Raw genomic sequence first — 21,574 nt, 5'->3', positions numbered from 1 at the left:
CCTTGTTTCATAACGGTCTGCAACCGCCCGGAAGCGCCACGTCAACTTCACATGGCCGCGCCCGGATGGTTGGCCGCTCTGGGAACCGTGAGTTTAGGGGTGGACCCTAGGGTCGCCACGCGCGAATAAAGAAATAACTTTTTCCGAAACCAGAAATAATAGAAATGGTAGTCTTTGATAACTCGTTGTTTTAACTTGTTTTTTTGACCACTTGACGGCCTGTTTTTGGCGTATACGCAACAGGCATTTGATTGTGTCACCGGCTTGACGGTTGCAAAGAAACAACAACCACCTCCCGGCCCACCCCGCCAATTCGGCAAAAATTACTCAAAACATCCTCAATCTGGTGCATTTTCCGATGCGCCGCCGGTGTAAAACGTTTCCCTGCGGTTTCCCCGAGGTGACAGCGCGACGAAAGGCATGGCCCGTAACAGCCGTTACAACGCCTGTAATGTTGGTCGGCTAGCCAGGCGATACCTTGATGCCGTGCCGCCGCCCATCCCGGGCGGCCCGTTCTCCATCCGGGAGCCTTTCGATGCAACGTCGCGACTTCCTTCGAACCCTCGCCCTCGGCGGCGCGGCCATCCTGGCCGGCGGCTCGGCCCTCGGCGCGAACGCGCAACCTGCCCCGCCCGGCGGTTATCCGGCGCCTGGCGGCCGGCCGCCGCCGCCCCCGCCGCCGGTCGGCGAGCGCCCCGACCGCGCGCCGCCGCCGCTGCGGCGCGATCGCCGCCCGCCGCCGCCGCGCGCTCGCGGTTATGTCTGGGCCGATGGTTACTGGGATTGGCGCGGTGGCCGCTATGTGTGGGTGCCGGGGCGCTGGATCGCGGCACGGCGTGGGCGCCGCTGGAGCTCGGGACAATGGCGCCGGCAGGGCCCGAACTGGGTGTTCGTGCCGGGCGGCTGGCACTGAGTCGCCAGGGCACCGCCCCCTGCGCGATGCGCAACACACTATATATATAGTGTGTGTGGAACTGACGCCCCCATCGGCTGTCGAAGCGGCCTTCCCGCAAGTTGCCGCGCCCCCGTTTCGGCACGCCGGCCAGGCCGTCATCGGCCGGCGTCCAGTTCCTCGCTTCGATCGATTTCGCCCAAGCATATGCCGTGGCACGCGTTGCCCCGCCGCCACGACATGAGCGAGCCGGCCCGCGCGAGCGCCGCCTCCGCCGCCGCATCGTTTTGCCTGCCCCTGCCTGCCACGCCCCTCCCGATCGCTCGCGCGTGATTTGCTAATCGCAAATCGGCCGTTCGTAAGCGCGCCGCCCTTGCCTAGCATCGCCCTTCGCGACCGCCGCCGTGCCGCCAGCACCGCGCCGCCGCCGCGATCGCGCCCGCATTCCCCCTGCTTCCCGCCCATCGCGCCGATCGCCAACCGTGGAGAACCCCTTGAGCACCCTCGACCTCGATGCGGCGAGTTCCTCGCCGATCCGTTCCGCGAGCGACGTCTCGCGCCTGATCAACACCAGCACCAGCCGCGACAGCCACGCGCGCGTGATCGTGCTGCTGGCGCTGGGCGGCGTGTTCCTCGACGCCTACGACCTGACCACGCTGTCCTACGGCATCCAGGACGTGGTTCGCGAATTCGGCCTCACGCCCGCGCTGACCGGCCTGGTCACCTCCTCGATCGTGATCGGCACGATCCTGGGCAGCCTGCTCGGCGGCTGGTTCACCGATCGCATCGGCCGCTACCAGGTGTTCATGGCCGACATGCTGTTCTTCGTGGTCGCGGCGATCGTGGCCGGGCTCGCGCCGAACGTCTGGGTGCTGATCGCCGCGCGCTTCGTGATGGGGCTCGGGGTGGGCATCGACTTGCCTGTCGCGATGGCCTTCCTGTCCGAGTTCTCGAAATTCCAGGGCCGCGGCAACAAGGCCTCGCGGCTCGCCGCCTGGTGCCCGATGTGGTACGCCGCCTCCTCGGTCTGCTTCCTGATCGTGTTCGGTCTCTACTTCGCGCTGCCGGCCGAGCATGCGGGCTGGCTCTGGCGCGCCTCGCTGATCTTCGGCGCGGTGCCGGCGCTGGTGATCATCGCGGTGCGCAGCCGCTTCATGAACGAGTCGCCGCTGTGGGCCGCCAACCAGGGCAAGCTGGAGGACGCCGCGCGCATCCTGCGCGAGTCCTACGGGATCCGCGCGCACCGCGCCGAGGATGCCGGCGCGCCGCCGGCCCAGGCGCCGGTCGGCTTCCGGGTGCTGTTCCGGCGCCCCTACCTGGCGCGCACGCTGGTGGCCAGCGCGATGAATCTCTGCATTCCCTTCGAATACACGGCGATCGCCTTCTTCCTGCCCTCGATCCTGTCGCAGTTCCTCGGCGCCGGCGTGTTCGAGACGATCTCGGCCTCGCTCGCGCTGAACCTGCTGTTCGCGCTGACGGGCGGCCTGCTGGGCATGCGCCTCGCCTATCGGCGGCCGTCGCGGCAGGTCGCGATCGCGGGTTTCGCGCTGCAATTCGTGTCGCTGGTCGCGCTGGCCCTGCTCGGTCATCCGCAAGGCGCGCTCGGCATCGGCCTCGCGCTGGCGATGCTGGGCGCCTGGCTGTTCGCGGAAGGCTTCGGCCCCGGCGCGCAGATGATGGTCTACCCGGCGCTGTCGTACCCCACCGCGATCCGCGGCACCGGGGTCGGCTTCGGCCGCGCGCTGGCCGGCCTGGGCAGCGCGCTCGCGCTGTTCGTGCTGCCGATCCTGAAGGCGCGCTACGGCACCGACATGTTCTGGATCGTGTCGATCGCCGCGCTGATCCCGATCGGCTTCCTGGCGGCGGTGCGCTTCGAGCCGACCCGGCAGGACGTCGACGACGAGGCCGCGCAGGCGACGGCTCGCTGATTCCGCCCGCGTCGTCCGGCCAGCCGCTCCGGCTGGCCGGGCCGCCAGTCACACGTCGAATCCTGCCCGGCGAACCACTTGCCCGGCCCAGCCTGCTCGAATCGCCCAGGGCGAGACCGACATCGCGCAGCCGGGAGGATTGTCGACCGACTTGGCATGCCTCCCGCCCGATGCGCTTTGCATTCCTGAGCAAAACCGGCACCACGGGCCGCATGCCGTCGTCGACCTTCCGAAAGCCTTGTCAGCCTTTCGCAGCGCATTTGCATCGCTTTGCGAAACGAGCGGTCACCTTGTTGAAAGACCTGTCACCGATGCGCCGCCGCGGCAAGCCCCGTGCGTAAACGCCTGTAAACACCGGCGCCGCCGGCCTTGCTATCGTTCCCGCTGAGGCTTCCCGCCGGTCACGCAAACCGTCGCTCGCCGCTCGCCAGTTCCATCGCGAGCACGCGATGCGAGCCCTGGCCAGCGTCGCGACGGAGCCGATCCGGCGACTTCATCCAGGGCGGGCCCAGCATGGAAAACAGGCAGATACTCGAACTCGCGACCACGCATCATCTCGCGGGCCGGCTGGCCGAGGCGCGCGACCTGTACCAGCGCGCGCTCGCGCTCGAGCCCGGCGAGGCGAACCTGATGTTCCGCCTAGGCATGCTGGACTTGCAGAGCGGCGCCTACGCCGCCGCGCTCGACTGGCTCGACGCCGCGCTGGCGCGCGCCCCCGGCAACGCCCGCTACCACCTCGCGCGCGGCCACGTGTTCGCGGCCGCGCAATGCTTCGCGGAGGCGATCGGTGCCTACCGGCAGGCCCTCGCCCTCGACGCCGATTCCATCGACGCGCATTTCGCGCTGGCCTCGGCGCTGCAATCGGCCGGCCAGGCCGCGCCTGCCATCGAGGCCTATACCGCGCTGCTGGAGCGCGACCCCGCCCGCGTCGACGCGCTCAACAACCTCGGCAACTGCCACCACCAGCTCGGCGAGCACCAGGCCGCGCAAGCCGCCTACCTGCGCGCGCTCGAACTGCAGCCCGGCGACGCCGATGCGCTGACCAACCTCGGTACGCTGGCGCTGGCGACCGGCCAGCTCGACGAATCGGTGGCCCTGCTCGAGATGGCCCGGCAGGTCGCACCCGACTCGCCGGTGGTGCTGGCCAACCTCGGCGTCGCCCTGCATCGGCACGGCGAATTCGCCCGCAGCGCCGCCCTGCTGACGCGCACCCTGGCGCTGGATCCCGTCTTCCCCGAAGCCGCCTACAACCTCGCCAACGCGCTGCATGCGCTCGGCCGGCGTCGCGAGGCGCTGGACCACTACCAGCGCGCGATCGAACAGGCACCCGCGCATGCCGATGCGTACAACAACCTGGGCGTGGTCTACCAGGAAGCCGGCTCGCTGCACGACGCGGCCGACGCCTTCGATACCGCGATTCGCCTGCGTCCCGCCTTCCTGGCCGCGCTCAACAACCTGGCCGTGACGATGCGCATGCTAGGCGCGATGGACGAGGCCGAGGCGCGCCTGCGCGACGCGCTCGCCATCGATCCGCGCCACTCGGCCAGCCACAACAATCTCGGCAACGTGCTGAAGGACCAGGGCCGCCTCGACGAGGGCATCGACTGCTATCGCCATGCGCTCGCATGCGACCCGGCCAACGTGGTGGCGCATGGCAACCTGCTCTATGCACTGAGCTTCCAGGCCACGCATCCCGAGGCGATCCTCGACGAGGCGCGCCGCTGGTCGGCGCGACACGAGGCGCCCCTGCGCGCGCATCGCGAGCCGCATGCGCGGCCGGCCGAGCCATCGCGCCGCCTGCGCATCGGCTATGTGTCGCCGGACTTCCGCAACCATTGCCAGGCGCTGTTCACGATCCCGCTGCTCTCGCATCACGATCACGCGCGCTTCGAGATCGTCTGCTATTCGAGCGTGACGCGCCCGGACGCGCTGACCCGGCGCATCGCCGGCCACGCCGATCTCTGGCGCGAGGTCAGGCAGCTCGACGACGAGCGGCTGGCGCGGCTGATCCGCGAGGACGGCATCGACATCCTGATCGACCTCTCGATGCACATGGCTGACAGCCGGCCGCTGCTGTTCGCGCGCAAGCCCGCGCCGGTGCAGATCGCCTGGCTGGCCTACCCAGGCACCACCGGCATCGAGGCGATCGACTACCGCCTGACTGATCCCTGGCTCGATCCCGCCGGCGCCGACGGCTGGTACAGCGAGCGCTCGCTGCGCCTGCCCGAGACCTTCTGGTGCTACGACCCGCTGACCGACACGCCCGAGGTCAATGCCCTGCCGGCGCTCGCGAACGGCTATCCCACCTTCGGATGCCTGAACAATCCCTGCAAGCTCGGCGATGCCTCGTTCCGTCTGTGGGCCGAGGTGATGCGCGGGTTCGACGAGGCGCGGCTGATCCTGATGGCGCCGGAAGGCTCGGCGCGCAGGCGCCTGCTCGATCGCTTGCGAGGTCACGGCATCGACGACGAGCGCGTCGCCTTCACCGCCTTCCGCCCGCGCGCGGAGTACCTGCGGACCTACCACGAGATCGACATCGGGCTCGATACCCTGCCCTACAACGGTCATACCACCAGCCTCGATTCCTACTGGATGGGCGTGCCGGTGGTGACGCGCATCACCGACACGGTGGTGGGCCGCGCCGGCCTGAGCCAGGCCGCCAACCTGGGCTTGAGCGAGATCGTCGCCGACAGCGACGCGCGCTTCGTCGAGATCGCCACCGGGCTGGCACGCGACCTGCCGCGCCTGGCCGCGATGCGTGCCGGCCTGCGCGCGCGGCTCGCCGCCTCGCCGTTGATGGACGGAGCGCGTTTCGCGCGGCATGTCGAGGCGGCGTATCGCGGGGCATGGCAAAACTGGTGCGCGGCTGCCTGAAGGCCGATCCGCTCGGGTCGACACGCCGGCGCTCGACGCCCGGCCCCGCCGGCCTCATGACACGGCCTGTCCATCGAGGCGGCTTTCCTCCGCTGCCCCCGCCAGCAGCATCGCCAGGAACGCGGCCGGCGCCGGATCCAGCGTGTCGTCGGGATAACCCGCCGCGGCCAGGTGCGTGACCACCAGCTCCCAACACAGATTCTCGGCCTCGATCCCCACGCAGGCGAACCGCCCGGCGCGGCTCGCGACGATATCCTCCGGCAGCACCGCGACACCCAGGCCCTGCGAGACCAGGTCCAGCAAGGTATCGAGATCGCCGACCTCGAACGCCACGCCGCGCTGCAGGCCGGCCGCCGCGAAACCGCGATCGACGCTGCCGCGCGTGCCCTGGCCGGGCACGAAATCGACGAAGGCCTCGCCCGTGAGCTGATCCAGCGTCACCGAGGCGGCGCCGGCCAGCGGATGGCCGCGATCGCAGGCGAGCACCATCCGATCGCAGGCGACGATGCGCGAGACCAGCCGCTCGTTGCGCTCGTCGATCGGCAGGATCGCGAGATCGAGCTGCCGATCCTCCACCCTGGCGTTGAGCACGTCCGCGGTGTCCTGCACCAGCCGCACCTCGACCTGCGGATGCGCGCGATCGAAACGCGACAGCAAGGCCGGCAAGGCCAGGAACGGCGGCAAACTCTGCACGATGCCGATCGACAGCGTGCGGCGCCGCGCCGAGCGCATCCTCTCGACCCCGACGACGGCGCGATCGAGAATCCCGAGCGCGCTTCTCGCGCTCTCGAGAAAGGCCGCGCCCGCCTCGGACAGGCTGACATGGCGCGTGGTGCGCACCAGCAGCCGGGTGCCCAGTTCCTCCTCGAGCAGCCGGATCGAGGTCGACAGGGCCGACTGGACGATATGGCAGCGCTCGGCCGCGCGCGTGAAGTTCGCCTCCTCGGCGACGGCAACAAAATGTCGTAACTGTCTCAGTTCCACTGCGCCCTGCGATGATCGTGGCGGGCGAATTCGCCCGCCGTTGACGGATGAAGTCGCGCGGCGGCGCCGGTCAGGCGGCGCCCGTCGCGCCGTTCGCGCCGAACACCTGGCCGCTGGAGAAGCTCGATTCCGCCGATGCGAGCGTCACGTAGAGCGGTGCCAGTTCGACCGGTTGCGCCGGCCGCCCGGTGGGATTGTCCTGGCCGAAGCGGTCGATCACCTCGGGCGGCTGGCCGCCGCTCGTCTGCAGCGGCGTCCAGGTCGCGCCCGGCGCCACCGCATTGACGCGAATGCCCCTGGGCGCCTGCTGCTTGGCCAGCGCCTTCACGAAGGCGATGTTCGCCGCCTTGGTGGGCGCGTAGTCGAGCAGGTTGGCCGACGGCAGGAAGGCCTGCTCCGAAGTCGTCAGGATCACCGACGATCCGGCCGGCATATGGGGCAGCGCGGCCTTCGCGATCCAGAACGGCGCATAGACATTGGTCTTCATGGTCTGCTCGAACTGCTCCGAGCTGATGTCCTGGATATCGTCCCTGGCCTGCTGGTGGCCGGCGTTGCTGACCAGCACGTCGAGGCCGCCGAGCTCGGCGACGGCCCGCTCCACCAGTTGCCGGCAGAACGCCTCGGTGCGGATGTCACCGGGAATCGCCACGCACTTGCGCCCTTCCTTGCGGATCAGGGCGACCACTTCGCGCGCGTCGCTTTCCTCGACCGGCAGGTAGTTGATCGCCACGTCGGCGCCCTCGCGCGCGAAGGCGATCGCCGCGGCGCGGCCGATGCCGCTGTCGCCGCCGGTGACGAGGGCCTTGCGCCCCGCCAGCCGGTTCGAGCCGCGATAGCTGGTTTCCCCGTGATCGGGGCGCGGCACCATCTTCGAGGCCAGGCCGGGCACCGGCTGGACCTGGCGCGCGAACGGCGCGCGCGGATACAGGTCGTGGGGATTGCGCATGCGGGCCAGGGGAGGCATCGCATCCGGCGCGCCATCGGCGGCCGCGGCGATACCCGGTACGGCGGCCACCGCCATGCCGGCCGTGCCGGCTGCCGCGTGACGAAGGAAATCACGTCGCGAATTGGTTTCGGACATTGTCGCTCTCCAGCAATAAAGGAACAGACGGAAAATCAATCATGGTTTATCCGTCTGGCCAAAAATTTAACACGGCACCGAAACCCATTAGATTTAAATAATCGATGACTCCATCTACCGGGCAGATAAGTCTCCATCGAGGCGGGAAGCCTTATCCACAGGCGGTTCGGCGCGTATTGTCCGATGGCGGCCTCATATCGAAACGATAGATAAAGCCATCGATACAATGAATTTCATCAGCGTGTTTTCGCGTGAAAACATCGAGATCCGTTTATTCATATTTTCTCGATCATGGCGAATTCTCGATTCAGGATTTCCTTCCCCCTGTTATTCACCCTGCTGCTCGGCGGCGGCATGACGGCCGCCATGGCCGAGCCTGCGAGCCCCACCGCGCATCGTGTCTACACGAACGCCGATTTCTACGTGGACGGTGTATTCCAGAAGGAAGTCGCCAAGGATGCGATCGCGCAACTGGCCGAATCCCATGGCCAGCGCATCACGCCCGAGATGCGCGCGCAGCTCTGGATCAGCGACTTCGGGCTGCATGACTTCGAGCACGTCGGGCTGACCGAGATGATCTGGGTGAACCAGCAGCAATACGGCTATTACGCGATGACGATGTACCTGCTGCCGAACCAGATGCTGCCCGAGCATCGGCACATGCCGATCGCCTCGCCGCCCGCGCGGCCCGCGAAGCACGAGTCATGGCGCGTGCTGCATGGCTGGGTCTACGATTTCTCGGAGATCGGGCCGAAGTCCGCGGAGATTCCCGCCATCCCGAAGAGTTTCGGGCCGGTCCGCAGCCAGAATGTCGTGGTCCAGCACGAAGGCGAGGTCCGGCAGCTCAAGCAACTCGAAAGCTGGCATTTCATGATGGCCTCGCCGCAAGGCGCGATCGTCGACGAATACGGCAACTGGCAGGATCATCGCGGCTGGTTCAGCTCGAATCCGAAAGTCGCGCCCTGAACGCAGGAACAACGGCAAAGGCCCGCGCGGAAAGCGGGCCTTGCGCAGCCATCACGCGTCGAGCAGCACCGCCTCCGTGCGCGGCAGCGCGATCGTGAAGCGGCTGCCCAAGCCCGGCGTCGAGCTCGCCTCGACCGTCCCGCCATGGCGCGCCACCACGGCCCGCACGAACGGCAGGCCGAGCCCCACCCCGAGCGCGGGGTCGCCGCGCGTGCCGCCGACCTGGAAGAACGGCTCGAACAGATGCGGCATCGCCTCGACGGCGATCCCGCATCCCTGGTCCTCGATGCCGATCGCCACGTCGTCGGCGCGCAGCGCGAGCCTCACCTCGATGCGCGTATCCGGCGCCGAATACTTGATGGCATTGTCGAGCAGGTTCACCAGTGCGCGCAGCAGCATGTCGGGGCTGCCGAGCACCCAGGCATCCCCGCCATCGAGCCGGGGCCCGTCGATGGCGATCCGCTTCGCGGCGGCGCCGTGCCAGACCTGGTCGATCGCCTCGGCCGCGAGGTCCGCCGCCGACACGGGCAGGTAGCTGCGCGCGTCTAGATGCTCGGCGCGCGAGAGCTGCGTGAAGTCCTGCGCGACGCGCAAGCTGTAGTCGACCAACTGGTGCAGGTCCGCGATCAGGTCGCGCGCCTCGCCCTTGCCGTCGCCGCCGCCCATGCCGCGCGCCTCCAGCAGGCTCAGCATGGTCGAAAGCGGATTGCGCAGGTCGTGCGCCATGTGGCGCAAGGTCATGCGATCGTGCTCGGCGGCCGCCTTGATGTCGTGCACGTCGACCAGGCAGATCATGCTGCCCATGTCGCTCGCGTCGGCGGCCTCGCCCATTTCACCGCCCTCGCCGCCCTCGCCGAACGGCGTCACCATCATCATCTGCGCGCGGCCGCCGAGGTTCAGCTCCAGCGTGCGGATCTCGCCCGCCGCTTTCGCGAGGCGGATCTGCTCGCGCGCCAGCATCATGATCGCCGGCTCCCGCGCCGCCGCCAGTCGCTCGACAAGCTCGCGCCCGCGCTCGTTGCTCAGCACCAGCTTCGCGCCCCGCTCGACGAACACCGGATAAGGCAGCGACCGGATCAGGCCGACATAGGCCGTGCGCGAGGTGCGCATGCCTTGCACCAGCGCGTCGAGCTCGTCGTCGGGCGACGCTTCGCGCGCGTGTCCATCGGCAGCCAGCGGCAAGCCCGCTGCGTGCAATCCATCCAGTTCGTGCCGCAGCATCCGCCGCACGCCGGCGGCCCGCCGCCAGCCATAAACGGCGTAGATCGCCACGCAGCTCGCGAGCGCCGGCCCCAGCGGTATCCAGTAGCGGCTCAGCATCGGCAGCGCCGTCAACGCGGCCGCGATCGCCAGCATCCAGGCCAGCGCCATCGCATTCGAGCGCCGCCCCGATGCGCGCGCGCAGATCAGGATCATGCCGGACGCGGCGGCAAGACCGCACAGGATCTGCAGCACGAACGGCACGCGCAGCACCACCTTGCCGTCGAGCAGTTCGTCGGCGGCCTGGGCATCGATCTGCACGCGGGTCAGGGGCGCGCCGCGCGCCGACAGGTGATAGGGGCCGCCCGACAGGCCCGTCGCGGTGTCGCCCACGAACACCACGCGCCCGGCGAACGCGGCTTCCGGCACGCGGCCTTCGAGCACGTCGAGATAGGAATACTGGCGCAGGTCGAAATCGTTCGGGAACGACAAGGCGAGCGCCCCCGGCACCACCCGCCCCATCGACGAGACATGGGCCTGGACCAGGCCGCGCAGGTTGCGCAGCGCCGGCACCGCCTCGGCAACCTGCAAGGCCAGGCGCGAGACATGCGCCTCCTCGAAACCCGCGGGCCCCACCGCCAGGAACGGCACGATGCCCTGCACGGTATGGCCGCTGCCGAACACCAGCTTGCGCTGCCCGACCGCCGCGGCGGCATTCGCCAGCACGGGCGGCGGCGCGACCAGCAGGTCGACGCGCCCCGCCAGGCCGTTCGACTGCGCGGTCAGCACCACGCGCCCGTGGCGCGCGATGGCACGCGCGAGCATGGCATCGCCGGGCTGGCGGTTCACCATCGGGAAGTCGAGACTGACGCTGGCCGCCATGCGCAAGCGATCGAGCAGGCGCGCATGGGTTTCCCTGGCATAGACGGTAGCAGGCCCGAGCGCCTCGACCGTGCGCGCATCGATGACCACCGTCACCACGCGGCCCGCGTCGGTATTCTCGCCATGCTCGTGATGCGCCACGAGCTGCCAGTGCAGCAGGTCGAACGGCGCGAACAGCGATTCGCCGTCGGGCGTGTAACTCAGGGCGGAGCACGCGAGCAGCGCCACGGCGACGGTCCAGCTCGACGTCCGTGCGCGCTTCGCTTCGCGTTTTCCGCGAATGAACCGGTCAAGCACGAACGTCGTTCCTTGTCATGCGGGGCGCCATCGGGAAGGGTCAAAACGGGAAGGGAAAAGCTGCGCCCATTTTCAAGATAGCGAACCCCGCAGTCGACCAGACTAGTCAGTTTTTCATGGACGACTCGCCCCCCGCCGGCGACTCAAACCCGTTCGAGCCGATAACCGTGGTTGTAGATGGTGGAGATGACCAGGCCGTTGTGCGAACGCAGTTCCAGAGCCGAGCGCAGCTTGCTCACATAGGTGGCGAGCGTGGCGTCGTACCTGCGATCGACGCCGCCCCAGATCCGCTTGATCAGCGCATCCTTCGACACGATCCGGCCGACGTTCTCGAACAGCATCAGCGCCAGTTCGAACTCGCGTTGCGAGAGCTCCACGGCGCGCTCGTCGATGCGCGCGACATGCTCGGTCGCGTCGATCACGAAGCGGCCGATCTCGATGCGCCGGCCTTGCCCCGCCTGCGGATAATACTTGCGCATCTGCGCGTTGACGCGCGCGACCAGCTCGCGCTCGCGCAGCGGCTTGACCAGGTAGTCGTCGGCGCCGTTGTCCAGGCCGTGCACGATGTCGTCCTCGCCGTCGTGCTGCGTCATCATCACGATCGGCAGTTGCGCGCCGAATCGCTCGCGCACCCAGCGCATCACCTCGATGCCCGACTTGCCCGGCACGTCCCAGTCGAGCAGCAGCAGGTCCACGCGCTCGCGGCTCACCAGCTCGACGAAGCTGTCGCCGTCATGCCGCACCAGGGGCTGGTGGCCGGCCTTCTCCAGCCAGGCGGCCACGAAGTTCGCCTGCGCCACGACATCTTCCAGAATCGCGACGATCATCCCTCACCTCCCGTTCGGCCCGGCTCGAAGCCGCTCATCGGCGGCACGGTTGCGCCATGCGCCGGCACGTGGACGAAGCGCCAGTCGGCGTAGCCCGGCTTGTCCTCGAAGTCGGCACAGGCTTCCGGGAAACCGCGGCGCTTGACGGGCCGGCCCGCTGCCCGGCTGAACACGCCCATCACGCCGCCGTCCGGCGCCTCGACGATACCCCATTCGCGAGTGCCCGTCAGCGGATCGCGATACACGCGCCGCAGGTGCCGGAGCGTGCGCGGCCCGCGCCGGTCCTCGACCAGCATCTCCAGCGAGCGCGGATAACGGCTGCCGGGGCCCGAGCGATAGTAGCTGTCGATCGCCTGCCGGATCTGGTCGCCGACGAACAGCAACTGCGCCTCGCGCTCGCGCAACTGGAGCGTCTGCCAGACCCGCGCCGCCTGCGCAGCGCCCAGGGCGATCGCGCCCACCAGCATCAGCACGCCGAGATAGGCGATCCCGCGCTCGGCCGCCCTACCAGGTTTCATAGGCGCTCCCGTCCAGGCCCTGCCCTCTGGCGCCGCTGCGCACGTCGTGCACGCCGCCGAGTTCGCCCTGCATCGGCACCCAGCTGCCGCGTCTGCCGGTCAGCGGATCGAGCGGCAACTCGCGCAGGTAGCGTCCATCGACGAGCGACTGCAGCGAATCGGGATCGCGGCCGTGATCGACGCGGTAGTCGTCGATCGACTCGCGCAGCGCATGCAGGTTGTGGCGCAGCACGGTTTCCTTGGCGCGGTCGCCCTGCTTCAGGTAGTTGGGCGCCACGAAGGCCGTCAAGGCGGCGATGATCGCCATCACCACCAGCAGTTCGACGAGCGTGAAGCCGCGCGCGCGACCCCGGCCGCTACCATTGGTGATACGGGATGCCATCGAGGCCCTCCTGTCGGTTGCGCGAGCGCACGTCGAACACGTCGGCGCCGGCCGAAAAGCGCTCCGCGTCGCTGTCGTAGCTGCGGGTTTCCCACATCTGCTCGGGCGCCGTGCCCTCGCATTCGCACATCGGGTCGAGCGGAATCCGCCGCAGGAAATAGAGCCGGTTGCCGGTCGGGCTCTTGCGGTCGCGCACGCCGTCGACCAGCGTGCGCAGGTCCGGCGGATAACCGCTGTCGTCGATGCTCCGTTCGATACGCCCTTCGTCGGAGGCGCGCTTGTAGGCATCCAGCGCGCCGCGGATGCTGACCAGGGCGCGACGCAGCTCAGTCTCGCCGGCGCGGCGCTTGACGACGTCGGCCAGCGGCATCGCCACGCTGAGCAGCAAGGCCAGCAGCGTCAGCGAGGCGAGCAATTCGATCAGCGTGAAGCCGCGTTGCGCGGCGCGATGGGGATGGCGACGGCGGCCGATCACGATTGCCTCCCATCGCGGAACGGTGCCGGCAATCGAGCGCCGTCGCGCCGCGTGTCGTTCGTATTGCGCGTGCGCATCATGCCGCCCACGCCGCGATGCTCGACGGCTTCGCCGGCGGCAGGCCCCGGCCCTGTCGTCGGCGACGGATCGCTGCCCGCGGCCGGCTTCCGGTCCTTCGCCTCGCGTTTTCCCTCATCGCCCGCCTCGCTTGCCTGCACCTGGTCGACAAGGCCCGGCTCGCTGCCCTCATCCACCTCGCGCGCTTCGGCATCCACCACATCAGCGGCAAGGATCGGCTCGTGCAGCTTCGGCGGGGAAGGCTCCCGCCCGGCGCCGGCCGGCGCCAGGCTCAGCGCCTCGGTGGTCACGCGCGTCTCGGTACCAGAGAGAAACGTCGTCACCGCCGCCTCGGGCAGGTCGAGCCGGCGTTCGATATGCGGCGTGATCAGCAGCACGATCTCGGTTTCCTCGTTGCGGGTCCGGTCCGAACCGAACAGCCTGCCGAGCACCGGCAAGGACGACAGCCACGGCAAGCCGGCGCGGCTCTCGATCTCGCTGCGCTTGATCAGGCCCGCCAGCACCTGCGTCTGGCCGTTGCGCGCCGTCATCAGCGTGTCGGCATTGCGCGTGCCGAGCGAATAGGCGACCAGGCCGCTGCGGGTCCGCTGCTCGGACAGGATGTTGCTGACCTCCAGGCTCACCTTGACGCTGACCTCGTCGTCCAGGCTGACGCGCGGCTCGACCTTCAGCATCAGGCCCACGTCCTGGTAGCTGACCGATTCCGTCACCACGCCGTTGCCGTTGGTGGTGGTCACGATCGGCACGCGCTCGCCGATCCGGATATTGGCCTTCTCCAGGTTGCGCACGCGGATCTTGGGATTGGCCAGCGTGCGCGTCTTGCCCTGCTTCTGCAGCATGTCGATCGCCATCGAGAGTGCGCCCGATTCGCTCGCGACGCCGATCCGGTCGCGATTCAGGCGCAGCAGGTCGCCGAGCGTCAGGCCCGCCTCCTCGCCGGCGCCGAGCGCGCTGAACTGGATCTTCCCCGGGTATTGCAGGCCCAGGTCGACGCTGTCGTTCACATTGACCTCGAGCACCTGCACGTCCAGCGTCACCTCGGATTGCGGGATGTCGAGCCCGATCACCACGCGCTCCGCCACCTGGATCGTCTCGGGCGTATCGCGCAGCACGATGGCATTGACGCGTTCGTCCACGTAGATGTCCTTGGGCTTGACCATCTGGCGCAAGGCGGCCATCACCGATTTCGCCTCGGCATGCGAGAGGAAGAAGGTGCGAATCGCGAACTCCCGGTAGTCGCGCGCCTTTTCCGGGCGCGCCGGATAGACCAGCAAGGTATGGCGGTCGAGCACGCGCTTTTCGAGCTGGCTGGTCCTGAGCAGCAGCTCGATGGCGTTCTCGGCCGTGGTCCGTCTCGCGAACAGCGAGGCCGGCATGTCGGCCTGCACCTCGCTGTCGAACACGAAGTTCACGCCCGATACGCGCGAGATCGCCTCGAAGATCCGGCCGATCGGCTGCGAGCGGAAATTGAGCGACACCGGCTTGCGCAAGGCGTCGGCCAGTTGCGGGCGCGCGGCGCGGCTCGCCTTCGTGTCGCGCAGCAGCGCATCGCGCAGGCGCCGGGCCTCGCGATGCGCGGGCTGCTCGCCGAGCACGCCGCGCACCAGGTCCAGCGCTTGCCGCGGCCGGCTCCGGCTCAGTTGCCGGGCACGCGCGAGATCGGCGTCTGCCTGCTGGCGGCGCACCAGTTGCCCGCGCAACTGTTCCGCCTGCAGGTTGCCCGGATCATGCGCCAGCGCGTTCGACAGGTGCTCGGCCGCGGCCGGGTAATCGCCGAGCGCGGCTCGCGTCTCGGCCTGACTCGTTTCGCCCCGGACATAGTCCTGCAAACCGGTCGCCGCCGCTTGCGCGGCCTCGATGTCGCGAGGCGATTCGGCTTGCCGGCGCTGCAGCGCCTCGATCCCCTGCGCGGGGCTCGTGCTCGCGGCATCATCGGCACGGTGATAGGTGCCAGCGCAACCACCGCCGGCCATCGCGGCGATCAATGGAAAAATAAGCGTGATGGGTTTCATGATGAATTCCGCGGCTCCTCACTCGGAGCCAGATACCTCCATGCCGGGCGCCGTCAGCTCGAACACGGTGTCGTCATCGGCGTGGATCACCACCTTGCCTCGATGCACCGCCCCGAACCGGTAAGCGCCGGTGATCGTCTCGCCCGGCAGGATCGCGCCGGGCACCTCGCAGCGTGTCGCGCACAGCACGAAGCTCTGCCCCATGCCGTCCAGCACGAGGATGCGCCGGCCGTTCTCGCGCCATTCGCCGGCAAGTTCGAACGGGGCATCCATCGAGTCCGGCGGCGAATCCCCGGCCGCTGCCGAGGCGACATCGGCGCTCGCCGCCGCGCGCGCATCGGCCGTCGGCGACATGGTTTCCGCTGCCCGGCCGAGCCTCGCCCAGTGCTGCTCGGGAAACAGATCGACGGCTTCCTCGCCGGATTCCGCCGCCGACATGCAGCTCGCCGACAAGGCCAGCCCGAGCGCCGCCAGCCGCCATGACAGGACCCCGTATCTCATGTGTCGGGCCCCAGCAGGCTGACGCCCAGGCCGATCTCGAGGCGGGTGTCGTCGATATCCTTGCGCTCGATCGTCAATTGCTCGATGCGTAGCAGCGGCTGCTCGGCGATCACGCGCAAGGCCCCGCGCAGGCCCTCATAGCTGCCCGTCAGGGCGATGCCGATGCTCAGACGCTCCAGGGCCCCCTTCACCTCGCTATCGCGCCGGTAGGTGGCGGACTTGCGGTGCAGGCCGTGCCTGGCCAGGGTGTCGAACACGAAATAGGCCTGCTCGTCGGTATTCGTCTTGCGCAGGTCCTCGAGGCTGATCCTGCCTACGGATCGCGGCGCCGGCGCATCGGCGGCCAGCGCCTGCTTGAGCTCGGCGCCGCGTTGCGCGAGCCGCTCGCGCTCCGGGACGGACAGCGCGACGTGATGAACCGGCAAGGCGAGCACGACCAGGCAGGCCAGCGCCTCGATCCATCCGAGCTGACGTGCCAGGCGGTAGGCGCGCCATCTCAGGCGCGCCAGCGGCGCCTTCCAGTCGATCGATGCGGAACATTTCATGGGTGGGTGACGTTCAGGCTGAATGTGTAGGTTCGACTGCCCGCGATGTCCCGCACCTGATGCCGCAACAGGCCGATCCGGCGTTCCGGGTGCGCGTCCCGCAGGCGATTCGAGAAGCGGTAGATATGTTCGAGGTCGGCCGCGCCGCCTTCGATCCGGGCCTCCTTGCCGGCCTTGTCGATCGATAGCGAGCGCAGCGCGATGCGCGGCGTCCAGGCCCGCTCGATCCAGTCGAGCACCGGCAGCCCGGTGTTCCCGTCGCTGATCGACTGCTCGTCGAGCAACCGTTCGATGCGATGCGCTTCGGCGGAAACGCGTTGCCGCTTGCGGGCCGCGCGCTCGGCGGCCTGCCGGCGCTGGTCGACACGCGCCTCGATCCGCTCGACGTCGTCGCGCAGCGTGTCGAGCCGCGCCTGCTCGCCCAGCAGCAACCCCGCTGCCGCCACCACGACGACGAGCGCCAATGCGGTGCGGCGCCTGGCTAGGCCGCGCGTCGCGACGAAGGCCATCTCGCTCGACCCGCTCATGCCGATGCTCCGTCGAGACAGGCCAGCGGCGCAGCGAGCCGGATCGTTCCATCGCCGTCTCGCTCATCGTCATCCAGGAGGCTCGCGGCAACCGGCTCGACCGCGCAAAGAAAGGTACGGAGCGACGCCGGCTGCCGCGCCATCAAGGCGGCGGCATCGAGCACGTCGCGCAGCCTCCCGCCTCGCCATGCCAGCGTGATCACGTCGCGCCACTGCCCATCGCGACGAAACACGCAGGTGAGCGCACCAGCCTGCAACAGCGCGAGACGGGCATCGTCGACCGAAGCGAGCGCACCGGCATGCCGATGCAGCGCCGCCGAAAGCAGGTCCCGGCAGCCGGCCAGCGTCCAGCCGGCGGCACGGCACGCGCCGGCCGCCGCCTCGATCAGGGCCTCGGGCGCGGCCACGGCAAGCCGCGACCGGCCATGCGGGCTCGCCTCGATCCGCACTCGCCGGGCATCGTGTATCGCGCGCTCGGCCAGCAGCGCCCGGGCATAGGCCTGCCATGCCGATTCGGCCAGCACGCCGTCCTGCCAGGGCAGCACCACGGCATGCGCCCATGGATGCGCGAGCACCAGATGCAGGCGGTTCAGCACGGCCAGCCGTCGTTTCGGCAAGCGATCGAGACAAGCGGCCAGCGCCGCGGCCGGGTCGCCCTCGTGATCGATCGTGATGGGCGCCGCGCCGGACAACAGGCGCAGCGCCGCCCCGTCGACCATCACATGCACCTCATGCCAGGGCGATCGCACGCTGCACCTCCTGGAACGTCGTCAGCCCCTGGCGGATCGCCGCCAGCCCCGCCTCGCGCATCGACAGGTAATGCGGATTGGCCGCCAGCGCGCGTACCCGCTTGTCGATCGAGCGCGCCAGCAAGGCCGCCTTGATCGGCTCGTCCAGCGGCAGGACCTCGGCCAGCCCGATCCGCCCGTGATAGCCGGTGCCGCGACAGCTCTCGCAGCCGGGGCCGGCCTCGACCGCATGCGCGAGCGCCTCCACCGACAAGCGGGCGAAGGCGCCGCGCCTGGCCGCCGTATTGGCGCCGTGGCCGCAGGCGGAACAGATGCGCCGCACCAGGCGTTGCGACACCACGCCATTGAGCGCCTCGAGGAAGGTGGACGGCTCCACGCCCATGTAGATGAAGCGATCGATCACGCTGAAGCCGTCGTTCGCATGCACGGTGGAGAACACGCGATGGCCGGTCAGCGCCGACTGGACCGCGATCGCGGCGGTTTCCGCGTCGCGGATCTCGCCCACCATCACCGTGTCGGGATCGTGGCGCAGGATCGAGCGCAGGCCGCGCGCGAAACCCAGCCCCTTGCGCTCGTTGACGGGAATCTGCAGCACGCCATCCAGCTCGTATTCGACCGGATCCTCGATGGTGATGATCTTCTCCTCGCCGGTCCCGACCTCCGAGAGCACCGCGTAGAGCGTGGTCGACTTGCCGCTGCCGGTCGGACCCGTCACCAGCAGCAAGCCGTAAGGCCGTTGCGCGAGCGCGCGGATGCGCTGCGCCGTGCCGGCATCGAAGCCGAGCCCGTCGAGGCGGATCTCGCCGCCCCGCTGCGACCGGTCGAGAATCCGCAGCACGGCGTTCTCGCCATGCGTGCCCGGCATGATCGACACCCGGAAATCGATTTCGCGTCCTTGCAGGACCGCCTTGAAGCGCCCATCCTGCGGCACGCGTTTTTCGGCGATGTCGAGGGTGGCCAGCACCTTCAGCCGCGACATCGCCTGTACCGCGACCTCGACGCCGGGCACCCGGCGGATCGACTGCAGGACCCCGTCGATGCGATAGCGGATATGCAGGCCGTCCTGCGAAGCCTCCAGGTGGATATCGCTGGCGCGGCCCTGCAGCGCGTCGTAGAGCGTCATGTTGACGAGACGGATGATGGGGCTCTGGTCGTTCGCGATGCTCGCCAGCGTGATCGATTCCACCGCCTGCGCCAGCGAATCGCCCTGCGTGTCGACGGCCGCGTCGTCCATCACCCGCTCGCTCGACTCGAACTCGCCCAGCAGGCGGTCCACCTCGCCCGGCAGGCTCATCGCCAGGTCGATCGGGCCCGCCGGGAATCGCGCCTGCAAGGCCTCGCGCGTCGCGCGCGCCAGCGGATCGGCGAGCACCAGGCTGGCCGCCCCGCCGATCTCGACCGGCAGGACCCGCAGCGCCAGCGCGTCGTGCAGCGCCAGCAGGTCGAAACTGGGCTTCGCGTCGCGCAGCGCTTGCGGATCGAGCGCCGCCAGCGCCAGCCGGGCCGCCACGCGGCCAAGCGCGCGCGGCTCGGCGAGCAGCAAGCGCTCGACATAGTCGGCCAACTCGATACCGGCCGCGCCGGCCTGTGATTGCCAGCAGTCCTGATCAGCCATGTCTTGATTCATCGGCGTGTTTCCTTGTTCGAGGTGATCCCGAGCCTCAGCCGAGGCTGGAGGCGAGTTCGAAGATCGGCAGGTAGAGCAGGATCACGACGGTGCCCACGGTCGCCCCGACGGCCAGCATCAGCACCGGCTCGAATACCTTGCTCAGCAACTCCACCGAGCGGTCCAGCGCGGCGTCGTGGAAATGCGCGATCTGCTCGCACATGCCGCCCAGGTCTCCGCTCTGCTCGCCGACGCGCAGCAGGCGCTCGGCCACCGAGGTCGTCAACTGCCGGCTGGCCAGCACGGCGGAGACGGGCAGCCCCGCGCGCAGGTCCACCAGCGCCGCCGCCAGGCCGGCCCGATAGGGCTCGGGCAGCAGCCTGCCGGCCATCTCCAGCGCCGCGATGGCTGGCGTGCCGCCGTGGACCAGCAGGCCGACCGTGCGATAGAAACGCGTCAGCGCGAACAGCCGGCCGGCTTCGCGCAGCTTCGGCAGGCGCCAGATGAGCTGCCGCGCGGCGCGCTGCGCCGCCTGCGTGCGCAGCGCCAGCCCGATCGCCGCGATCGAGCCCGCCAGCGCCGCCCACACCAGCGCGCCGTGCCGCGCCAGCAGGCCCGACCAGGCCAGCATCAACCGGGCGGTCGGCGGCAGCGTGCTCAAGGCCTCGAACACGGCGGAAAAGCGCGGGATCACGAAGAAGGCCATGAACAGCAGGATGCAGAATCCAACGCCGATCACCACGCCCGGATACACCATCGCCCCCGTGACGCGCTTCCTGATCTGCTCGATGCGATGCTCGTACTGCTGGTAGCGCCGCAATACCTCGGACAACTGGCCATTGCCTTCCGCCGATTCGATCGTGGCCACCAGCAGGGCCGGAAAGATCCCGGGCTGCCTGGCCAGCGCCGCCGAGAACGGCTGGCCCTCGACCATCACCGCCAGCACGCGCCCGATCACCTGCTGCGCCTGCCGGCCGCCATCGCACTTGCCGTGCAGGGCCTCGAGCGCCTCGATCAGCACCAGGCCGGCATCGAGCAGGCTCGAGAGTTCCTGCAGGAACAGCGCGAGCGCGAATCTCGGCTGCCGCCGCGCGCCGCCGAGCCGGCGCTGCCTGCGCACGTCGAGCACCACCGCCGGCGCCGCCGAGGCGCGCAGCCGCGCCCGCAGCTCGGCCTCGTCCGCGGCCTCCATCGCCTGCGTCGCGAGCTGGCCGTCGCGCAGCAGGCGCACCCTGAACATCGGCATGCTCATCGCCTCCAGTCGACCAGCCCGGCCAGGCTGGCCGCGCGGTCGCGCGTCAGTTGCCGGTAGGCCCGCCAGACCTTGTCGACATAGGCCTGCCGGGCACGCGCCCTGGCGGGCGAGGCGCCGGCGTTGTAGGCGCCCACCGCGTTCCAGGTAGGGCCGAGCCGCTCGATGAAGCCAGCCAGGATCGCCGCGCCGGTATCGATCGAGGTGCAGGGCTCGGCCAGCAGCCGCTTGCGCGTGATGCCGGCCTTGTGCAGCCGCGGCAGGTGCGTGCTGTTGATCTGCATGAGCCCGATGTCGGTCGTGCCATTGCGATTGCGGTTGACGGCCGCCGGGTTCATCGCCGACTCCACCCGGGCGATCGCCGCCAGCAGCAGCGGATCGATGCCGTACTTGTCGCCGGCGCGGGTCCAGCAATCCTGCGCGAGCGCGCCGCCCGGCTGCGCCAGGCACAGCGCGCCCGCCGCCAGGGCCGCCCGCCACGGGCCGAGAAGTCGATAGGGCCGGCAAGGCTCAGAGGCCATAGACCAGGTCGCCATCCACGCCCTCCCCGCCTTCGCGTGCGTCGCGCCCGAGCGAGACGATTTCGGCCTCGCCGTCGCGGCCCGGCACGTTCCATCGATAGGGGCGCCCCCAGCCGTCGTTCGGCACCGCCTTGGCCAGGTAGGGGCCGCTCCAGCCGTCCAGGTTCCGCGCCGGCGCCACCAGCACGCCGAGCCCTTCCTCCTGCGTCGGATAACGGCCGGTGTCGAGCCGGAACTGCGTCAGGGCATCGGCCAGCGTCGTCATCTGCGCCTGCGTTGCCTTGACCTTGGCCTTGTCGACCTGGGAGAACAGCTTCGGGCCGACATAGGCGGCCAGCAAGGCAATGATCAGCAGCACCACCAGCAGCTCGAGCAGGGTGAAGCCCTGCTGCCGTCGCGGCGTCAATTCATGAGGTTTCATCTTCACGGCGGAAATTCGCATCGAAAATCGGAGCGCCGAGTATTGGTTCGATGCAA

The 21,574-nt window shown here is 69.2% G+C and carries 20 protein-coding genes; 4 read left to right on the top strand and 16 right to left on the bottom strand.

Features of this window, described 5'->3' with window-relative positions; genetic code table 11:
* Positions 1 to 535: 535 nt before the first annotated feature.
* From BM43_RS04350 to BM43_RS04340, 3 genes are all read left to right on the top strand, one after another.
* On the top strand, positions 536 to 913 hold the full coding sequence (locus tag BM43_RS04350; RefSeq protein WP_036056710.1) for a YXWGXW repeat-containing protein: 378 nt from the start codon (positions 536 to 538) through the stop codon (positions 911 to 913).
* A 473-nt stretch (positions 914 to 1,386) separates the two neighbouring features.
* Positions 1,387 to 2,820 carry an MFS transporter gene (locus tag BM43_RS04345; protein ID WP_036056711.1) on the top strand — a complete coding sequence of 478 codons (1,434 nt, stop codon included), beginning with the start codon at positions 1,387 to 1,389 and terminating at the stop codon, positions 2,818 to 2,820.
* 513 nt (positions 2,821 to 3,333) lie between these two features.
* Positions 3,334 to 5,694, top strand: a complete 2,361-nt coding sequence (locus BM43_RS04340; RefSeq protein ID WP_036056712.1) for a tetratricopeptide repeat protein — start codon at positions 3,334 to 3,336, stop codon at positions 5,692 to 5,694.
* Between the two features lie 54 nt (positions 5,695 to 5,748).
* On the opposite strand, the gene BM43_RS04335 is transcribed toward BM43_RS04340, so the two are convergent.
* Complete coding sequence (locus BM43_RS04335) at positions 5,749 to 6,678, bottom strand: LysR family transcriptional regulator (RefSeq protein ID WP_036056713.1); 930 nt, start codon at positions 6,676 to 6,678, stop codon at positions 5,749 to 5,751.
* A gap of 70 nt (positions 6,679 to 6,748) precedes the next feature.
* A complete protein-coding gene (locus BM43_RS04330) occupies positions 6,749 to 7,759 on the bottom strand; it encodes an SDR family oxidoreductase (RefSeq protein WP_036056715.1) in 1,011 nt (336 codons plus the stop codon).
* Positions 7,760 to 8,050: 291 nt separating this feature from the next.
* Between BM43_RS04330 and BM43_RS04325 the strand changes: the two genes are divergently transcribed.
* Positions 8,051 to 8,725: a cupin domain-containing protein gene (locus BM43_RS04325; protein WP_036056716.1), complete on the top strand. Its 675-nt coding sequence runs from the start codon at positions 8,051 to 8,053 to the stop codon at positions 8,723 to 8,725.
* Between the two features lie 51 nt (positions 8,726 to 8,776).
* Here the strand turns inward: BM43_RS04325 and BM43_RS04320 are convergent, their stop codons facing one another.
* The 14 genes from BM43_RS04320 to gspG form a co-directional block, all read right to left on the bottom strand.
* Complete coding sequence (locus BM43_RS04320) at positions 8,777 to 11,104, bottom strand: ATP-binding protein (protein WP_052409227.1); 2,328 nt, start codon at positions 11,102 to 11,104, stop codon at positions 8,777 to 8,779.
* A 143-nt stretch (positions 11,105 to 11,247) separates the two neighbouring features.
* Complete coding sequence (locus BM43_RS04315) at positions 11,248 to 11,931, bottom strand: response regulator transcription factor (RefSeq protein ID WP_036056717.1); 684 nt, start codon at positions 11,929 to 11,931, stop codon at positions 11,248 to 11,250.
* Positions 11,928 to 12,449: a hypothetical protein gene (locus BM43_RS04310; protein WP_036056718.1), complete on the bottom strand. Its 522-nt coding sequence runs from the start codon at positions 12,447 to 12,449 to the stop codon at positions 11,928 to 11,930. The genes BM43_RS04315 and BM43_RS04310 overlap by 4 nt, the downstream gene beginning before the upstream one ends.
* Positions 12,436 to 12,831: a type II secretion system protein gene (locus tag BM43_RS04305; RefSeq protein ID WP_036056719.1), complete on the bottom strand. Its 396-nt coding sequence runs from the start codon at positions 12,829 to 12,831 to the stop codon at positions 12,436 to 12,438. The genes BM43_RS04310 and BM43_RS04305 overlap by 14 nt, the downstream gene beginning before the upstream one ends.
* On the bottom strand, positions 12,806 to 13,306 hold the full coding sequence (locus BM43_RS04300) for a type II secretion system protein (protein WP_036056720.1): 501 nt from the start codon (positions 13,304 to 13,306) through the stop codon (positions 12,806 to 12,808). Before BM43_RS04300 ends, BM43_RS04305 begins: the two co-directional genes overlap by 26 nt.
* Entirely contained in the window at positions 13,303 to 15,396 is a 2,094-nt protein-coding gene (locus BM43_RS04295) for a secretin N-terminal domain-containing protein (RefSeq protein ID WP_036056721.1), read from the bottom strand. Before BM43_RS04295 ends, BM43_RS04300 begins: the two co-directional genes overlap by 4 nt.
* 18 nt (positions 15,397 to 15,414) lie before the next feature.
* Complete coding sequence (locus tag BM43_RS04290; protein WP_052409228.1) at positions 15,415 to 15,897, bottom strand: hypothetical protein; 483 nt, start codon at positions 15,895 to 15,897, stop codon at positions 15,415 to 15,417.
* On the bottom strand, positions 15,894 to 16,442 hold the full coding sequence (locus BM43_RS04285; RefSeq protein ID WP_036056722.1) for a hypothetical protein: 549 nt from the start codon (positions 16,440 to 16,442) through the stop codon (positions 15,894 to 15,896). Before BM43_RS04285 ends, BM43_RS04290 begins: the two co-directional genes overlap by 4 nt.
* Entirely contained in the window at positions 16,439 to 16,951 is a 513-nt protein-coding gene (locus tag BM43_RS04280) for a hypothetical protein (protein WP_230676445.1), read from the bottom strand. The genes BM43_RS04285 and BM43_RS04280 overlap by 4 nt, the downstream gene beginning before the upstream one ends.
* A gap of 14 nt (positions 16,952 to 16,965) precedes the next feature.
* The gene (locus BM43_RS37435; protein WP_144417623.1) at positions 16,966 to 17,688 is read right to left on the bottom strand and encodes a hypothetical protein; all 723 of its coding nucleotides are present in this window, start codon (positions 17,686 to 17,688) and stop codon (positions 16,966 to 16,968) included.
* Between the two features lie 10 nt (positions 17,689 to 17,698).
* Positions 17,699 to 19,345, bottom strand: a complete 1,647-nt coding sequence (locus BM43_RS04270; protein ID WP_036056725.1) for a GspE/PulE family protein — start codon at positions 19,343 to 19,345, stop codon at positions 17,699 to 17,701.
* A gap of 34 nt (positions 19,346 to 19,379) precedes the next feature.
* Positions 19,380 to 20,570, bottom strand: coding sequence for a type II secretion system F family protein (locus BM43_RS04265; protein WP_036056726.1), 1,191 nt, complete (start codon positions 20,568 to 20,570; stop codon positions 19,380 to 19,382).
* Positions 20,571 to 20,572: 2 nt separating this feature from the next.
* Positions 20,573 to 21,097: a transglycosylase SLT domain-containing protein gene (locus BM43_RS04260; protein WP_226284511.1), complete on the bottom strand. Its 525-nt coding sequence runs from the start codon at positions 21,095 to 21,097 to the stop codon at positions 20,573 to 20,575.
* Positions 21,087 to 21,518, bottom strand: coding sequence for a type II secretion system major pseudopilin GspG (gspG, locus tag BM43_RS04255; RefSeq protein WP_036057366.1), 432 nt, complete (start codon positions 21,516 to 21,518; stop codon positions 21,087 to 21,089). Before gspG ends, BM43_RS04260 begins: the two co-directional genes overlap by 11 nt.
* Positions 21,519 to 21,574: the final 56 nt, after the last annotated feature.

The organism is Burkholderia gladioli (assembly GCF_000959725.1).
Lineage (GTDB): Bacteria > Pseudomonadota > Gammaproteobacteria > Burkholderiales > Burkholderiaceae > Burkholderia > Burkholderia gladioli.
Note: the sequence above shows the minus strand (reverse complement) of the source record. Positions and strands in the feature narration are given on the sequence as shown.

Bases quoted from the DNA above. Each gene is read 5' to 3' on its own strand.
- BM43_RS04350 (WP_036056710.1), top strand. From the start codon at position 536: ATGCAACGTCGCGACTTCCTTCGAACCCTCGCCCTCGGCGGCGCGGCC.
- BM43_RS04340 (WP_036056712.1), top strand. From the start codon at position 3,334: ATGGAAAACAGGCAGATACTCGAACTCGCGACCACGCATCATCTCGCG.
- BM43_RS04330 (WP_036056715.1), bottom strand. From the start codon at position 7,759: ATGTCCGAAACCAATTCGCGACGTGATTTCCTTCGTCACGCGGCAGCC.
- BM43_RS04325 (WP_036056716.1), top strand. From the start codon at position 8,051: ATGGCGAATTCTCGATTCAGGATTTCCTTCCCCCTGTTATTCACCCTG.
- BM43_RS04315 (WP_036056717.1), bottom strand. From the start codon at position 11,931: ATGATCGTCGCGATTCTGGAAGATGTCGTGGCGCAGGCGAACTTCGTG.
- BM43_RS04310 (WP_036056718.1), bottom strand. From the start codon at position 12,449: ATGAAACCTGGTAGGGCGGCCGAGCGCGGGATCGCCTATCTCGGCGTG.
- BM43_RS04305 (WP_036056719.1), bottom strand. From the start codon at position 12,831: ATGGCATCCCGTATCACCAATGGTAGCGGCCGGGGTCGCGCGCGCGGC.
- BM43_RS04295 (WP_036056721.1), bottom strand. From the start codon at position 15,396: ATGAAACCCATCACGCTTATTTTTCCATTGATCGCCGCGATGGCCGGC.
- BM43_RS04290 (WP_052409228.1), bottom strand. From the start codon at position 15,897: ATGAGATACGGGGTCCTGTCATGGCGGCTGGCGGCGCTCGGGCTGGCC.
- BM43_RS04285 (WP_036056722.1), bottom strand. From the start codon at position 16,442: ATGAAATGTTCCGCATCGATCGACTGGAAGGCGCCGCTGGCGCGCCTG.
- BM43_RS04280 (WP_230676445.1), bottom strand. From the start codon at position 16,951: ATGGCCTTCGTCGCGACGCGCGGCCTAGCCAGGCGCCGCACCGCATTG.
- BM43_RS37435 (WP_144417623.1), bottom strand. From the start codon at position 17,688: ATGGTCGACGGGGCGGCGCTGCGCCTGTTGTCCGGCGCGGCGCCCATC.
- BM43_RS04270 (WP_036056725.1), bottom strand. From the start codon at position 19,345: ATGAATCAAGACATGGCTGATCAGGACTGCTGGCAATCACAGGCCGGC.
- BM43_RS04265 (WP_036056726.1), bottom strand. From the start codon at position 20,570: ATGCCGATGTTCAGGGTGCGCCTGCTGCGCGACGGCCAGCTCGCGACG.
- BM43_RS04260 (WP_226284511.1), bottom strand. From the start codon at position 21,097: ATGGCCTCTGAGCCTTGCCGGCCCTATCGACTTCTCGGCCCGTGGCGG.
- gspG (WP_036057366.1), bottom strand. From the start codon at position 21,518: ATGAAACCTCATGAATTGACGCCGCGACGGCAGCAGGGCTTCACCCTG.